Origin of the sequence: Saccharibacillus qingshengii, assembly GCF_013185195.1 — a bacterium.
GTDB classification, from domain to species: Bacteria; Bacillota; Bacilli; order Paenibacillales; family Paenibacillaceae; genus Saccharibacillus; species Saccharibacillus qingshengii.
On record NZ_JAAZWC010000062.1, the window covers coordinates 1 to 4,120 of the forward strand.

Below are 4,120 nucleotides of genomic sequence, written 5' to 3' on the forward strand. Positions count from 1 at the left end.
GAGCTTCGTTTATTTGGCTTCGACGATGATTTTATTGAAATAGTTGGGCGGAATCGGGTTTTAAAACACGCCCTAGTATCCTTGTCTTCCTTCAGGTGCTTTAAGACGGTCAAAGTCAATTTAATTACGGGAAAAACTAAACCTGATGAACCCAAGTGACACATTTATGACGAGTTAGGGGAGAAGCGCCCCTGACTCTTTATTTGAAAGGATGTGTACATGTCCTTCGTTACTATGTCGTCGCGATTGTCGCATTTGCATTGACCAATTGATTAAATGGAGTGTAGCGACTTATTTGGATATCAGTCAAAAGATACCGCTGATTCCGGGTTTTATCCAACTGACATCTATTCGAAACCGGGGGTCCGCGTTTGGCATCTTGCAAAACCAGTGGCTATTTTTCATTGTGGTGACGGCCATCGTTCTTATTGGTATTATCATCTATTTGCGTAAAATCTATCGCAAGCAAACACTGCTCGCTTATGCATTAGCCCTGATTTTTGGAGCGGCGATGGGGAATTTTGTAGATCGGGGTCTCGCCAACATTTTAACGAAAATATACGCTAAGCCTTCGGATGTGTCCAGCATAGCGTTTTTTCTTACTCTAAGCCCCAAGGTCCAGGCTAACCCGGACCACCAGTCACTCAACCTCCTGTTGTTTCAGCGGTCGTAATGAATCAAGAGTTGAATTTTGCCTGAAATTGAATTTGTATTGACCTAAGAAATTGATATGCTCCCATCCAAGGGGGGAATTATGGTTTAGTAGTTCTTCCTGAAACTTACCTTGCTTTTTGCGGTGTTCTGTTGCTTATTGCAGATAAACCGTGTTCCAAACACTAATCGCATTGATAATTATGTTTAATGCACTTGCCCGTTGGAGTTGATCTTGTAGCGCACGTTCTCGCAGCTCGCCAGGTTTGCCGAAAAAGATCGCTCTGGCCAGCACGTTCATGGCTTCCCCTTTGTTCAACCCCCGATGGATTTTCCGCCGCAACGCCTCGCTCGAAAGGTAATCCAGGATGAAGATCGTCTTCTCGATACGCCCCATAGTGCCAAATCCTCGCCGTTAGATCCAAGCCGTGCACTGTCAGGTAAATGGATATCAAGCGTAATCGCTCCATCTTGCACGGTTACTTTGTTGAACTGGACATTTTTCCACAAGGACGTTTCTATCGAATTTTCATCCTTTTGGAGTGGCAATACTACAATAGAAATTCACGATTATATCCTTCGTTTAACATTTTTGATCACAACTTTACTATGGGGAATACTTGGTATACTGACCATACTGTAACTTAAATCCTGGTCAGGAATGTCATATTCCATTCGATTTGCTAGATAATCAAGGCTCACTTTCATGACCTCAATGGTGACCCACTCACCGGCACAGCGATGTCCCATTAAGTAATCGCCACCACCCTGAGGAATGAAGGTAAAGGGGCTGCCTTCCCACTCGGCAAACCGATCCGGACTGAACACATCAGGGTTCTCCCAAATTTTAGGATCATGATTGGTGCCATAAATATCCAGCAAAGTTAATGTTCCTTCTTCAAATTTATAGCTGTTCCAGGTGAAATCTTTTTTTACCAGTGCCGCGACAAACGGAAAAAACGGATAAAACCGGCGCACTTCCTGTACAAACATCTGAGCATATCTTTCATCGCCAGATTCAAGTTTCTCCCTCTCTTCCGGATAATGATGCACTGCTAGTGCAGTGAAATTGATGAATATAGCGATCGCCACGATCGGTCTCAAGATATTAATGACTTCCACAGCAGCGGTCTCGGTATCCAGAAGATTCCCTTCCAGATTGCGATGCCAGGAAAACGTGTGTAATGCAGTATTTTCAGGAGGATTCACTCTCCCTTCACGAACCTCATTAATGAGTTCTCCGATTGACTTCTCTACCTTATTCCGTGCATATCTCCCTAGCCAATGTTTTGGGCCAATTGCTGCAGGCGACTCGAACATCGCTACCAAATCTTTTGTCAGCTTTTTTACTTCATCTTCTTGTACCGGCACACCTGCCCACTGGCAGGCTGTCCTATACATAATTTCCTGTACTTCTTCATAAAGAATAATTTCATCTATTTGTTCCCATTTATCCACCGCCATTTCCCACTGATTTTTTGTAATGTCGGTCAGTTTTTTAAGTCCGTCAGGGGACATGATCGACATAAACATTTCTTTTCGATGCCTATGGTCCTGTCCATCTAACGCCTGAACACCATTCTTGCCTAACAATGTTTGCACCGCCCGATTTGGTGCTGCATCTTTCCTTCTGAATTTCTCAGTGTTATAAAAAACTTCCGCAGCTTCCTTTCCTCCCATGCAGATCGCTTTCTTTCCAAACAATCGGGTCTCGAATACATCAGAATTAAAACCGTGACGTCTGTTCAAAATGTACATATATCCTTCTCTCATAAGGCTCAAGGTATGGTCTATTCCTTCTTCCCGAGGCATTTGATTTGTATTTGACATATCATTCACCATCTCTTTTCATTAGTAATGGTCTTATTCTTTGCAAACTATTTCCAAATTATCCCCAAAACACTGAACCCTAAACTAATAACCTAAAAATGTCCAGTTTATGAAAAAAAGTAATTGACATATTCAGTTTTAATTAGTAAATACAGGCTCACCGGCTTAACGTACGAAATCTGCGTTTTGTTGGGCGCGACCCCATTTAGAAAATAATGAGAATTTACAGGAGGCGCTTATGAAGAAACCAGTCCAACTCGGAGTAGCTTTATTAGTTACGGTGTTCATTTTATCGGCCTGCACCAATTCGGGAAACGACAATGCTGCTAAAGCTGAGAATACGGTTCAACCATCAAGTAATACAACTGTTTCCGAAGTAAAAGCCGTGACTCCATGGATTTCCTCAAAAAATACGACGCGGATAAACACGGATAATCCCGTGGAAGCGGCGGTGTCGGTATCGCGAACGTTATGGATGGCAACCAGTGATGATAACCGTCCAGGGAGTATTATTCTTACATCTGCTGATGATTGGCAGAATGCAGTTGTTAGTGCCGACTTGATCCATCATCCAAGCAATGGCCCGATTTTGTTTGTCAATCAGGATGGTATTCCTGAAGCTACTGCAAATGAGATGAAAAGATTAAAGCCGAAAGGCGTGGAGAGTAACGAGGGAATTCAAGCGATCTTGGTTGGTGATCTTGATCAAAAAGTTGAGGATCAGGCAAAGGAACTCGGGTTCAAAACGGACAAACTTGTAGCCGATAATCCTGCAGCTTTGGCTAAAGCCATTGATGCTTATTACGCTAAAGTAGCGGGTGAAAATCCTTCTTCCGTCATCATTGGATCGATGGAAAGTCTTGAGTATACAATGCCGGCCATCAACTGGATCGCTCATATGCCTGAGCCCCTGTTGTATGTCATGAAAGATGAGATACCGCAGGAAACCAAAGAAGCGTTACAAACCCGGGGAGGAAAGGCCAATATTTATATTTTAGGGCCTGAATCTGTCATTTCACAGAATGTAGCCAATCAAATAAAGCAATATGGCAAAGTGGTACGTATTGCTGGCGATGATCCATATGCTAACGCTGTTGCCTTTGCTCAATATAAGGACAAAGCAACCGGATTTGGTTGGGGAATTACAACACCTGGGCATAACTTTTCGTTTGTAAATCCAGAAAATCCGGGACTGGCTATTGCGGGTGCGCCTTTTTCTCACTTAGGCAAGCATGCACCGCTTCTATGGACAACAAAGGACAGTATGCCGGATTCGGTGATGTCTTACGTGATGTCTGTCCAACCCAAATATGAGAAATCTCCAACAGAGGGACCGTATAACCATGCCTGGCTAACCGGCTCTCAGGCATCCATTTCTGCTGAAGCTCAGGGGCAAATCGACACCATGCTGGAGATTGTATCGGCATCAGGGATGGATCATGGAAGTATGGGTGGAATGAACGGCAATACGGAGGATATGCCCGGGATGAACCACTAACCCGAAGAAAAGGCAAAAAGGCTGTATAGGATTGTTTAATATGATCCATGCGGCCTTTTTATTAGACGAATTGTCAATCCAAGTGCAACAGTTCGTCCTGAAACGATTCGTGCGTCGACTTCCAGCCTAAACATTTACGAG

The 4,120-nt window shown here is 43.6% G+C and carries 3 protein-coding genes and 1 pseudogene; 2 read left to right on the forward strand and 2 right to left on the reverse strand.

Features of this window, described 5'->3' with window-relative positions; all coding sequences use genetic code 11:
* The first annotated feature begins 211 nt into the window (after positions 1-211).
* Entirely contained in the window at positions 212-673 is a 462-nt protein-coding gene (locus HRQ60_RS23120) for a signal peptidase II (RefSeq protein WP_281358162.1), read from the forward strand.
* Here HRQ60_RS23120 and HRQ60_RS23125 read toward each other — a convergent pair.
* Together HRQ60_RS23125 and cypC are read right to left on the reverse strand one after the other, a co-directional pair.
* A pseudogene (locus HRQ60_RS23125) lies at positions 641-1,048 on the reverse strand (Tn3 family transposase); the annotation flags it as partial. The gene HRQ60_RS23120 and the pseudogene HRQ60_RS23125 sit on opposite strands and share 33 nt — an antisense overlap.
* A 173-nt stretch (positions 1,049-1,221) precedes the next feature.
* Complete coding sequence (gene cypC, locus HRQ60_RS23130; protein WP_172200939.1) at positions 1,222-2,481, reverse strand: CYP152 family fatty-acid peroxygenase CypC; 1,260 nt, start codon at positions 2,479-2,481, stop codon at positions 1,222-1,224.
* Between the two features lie 238 nt (positions 2,482-2,719).
* On the opposite strand from cypC, the gene HRQ60_RS23135 reads away from it, so the two are divergent.
* Positions 2,720-3,979 (forward strand): cell wall-binding repeat-containing protein, encoded by a 1,260-nt coding sequence (locus HRQ60_RS23135; RefSeq protein WP_172200942.1) that lies wholly within the window; start codon positions 2,720-2,722, stop codon positions 3,977-3,979.
* Positions 3,980-4,120: the final 141 nt, after the last annotated feature.

What these genes read in the sequence shown, in the direction of transcription:
- HRQ60_RS23120 (WP_281358162.1), top strand. Translation starts at nt 212, where the DNA reads ATGTGTACATGTCCTTCGTTACTATGTCGTCGCGATTGTCGCATTTGC.
- cypC (WP_172200939.1), bottom strand. Translation starts at nt 2,481, where the DNA reads ATGTCAAATACAAATCAAATGCCTCGGGAAGAAGGAATAGACCATACC.
- HRQ60_RS23135 (WP_172200942.1), top strand. Translation starts at nt 2,720, where the DNA reads ATGAAGAAACCAGTCCAACTCGGAGTAGCTTTATTAGTTACGGTGTTC.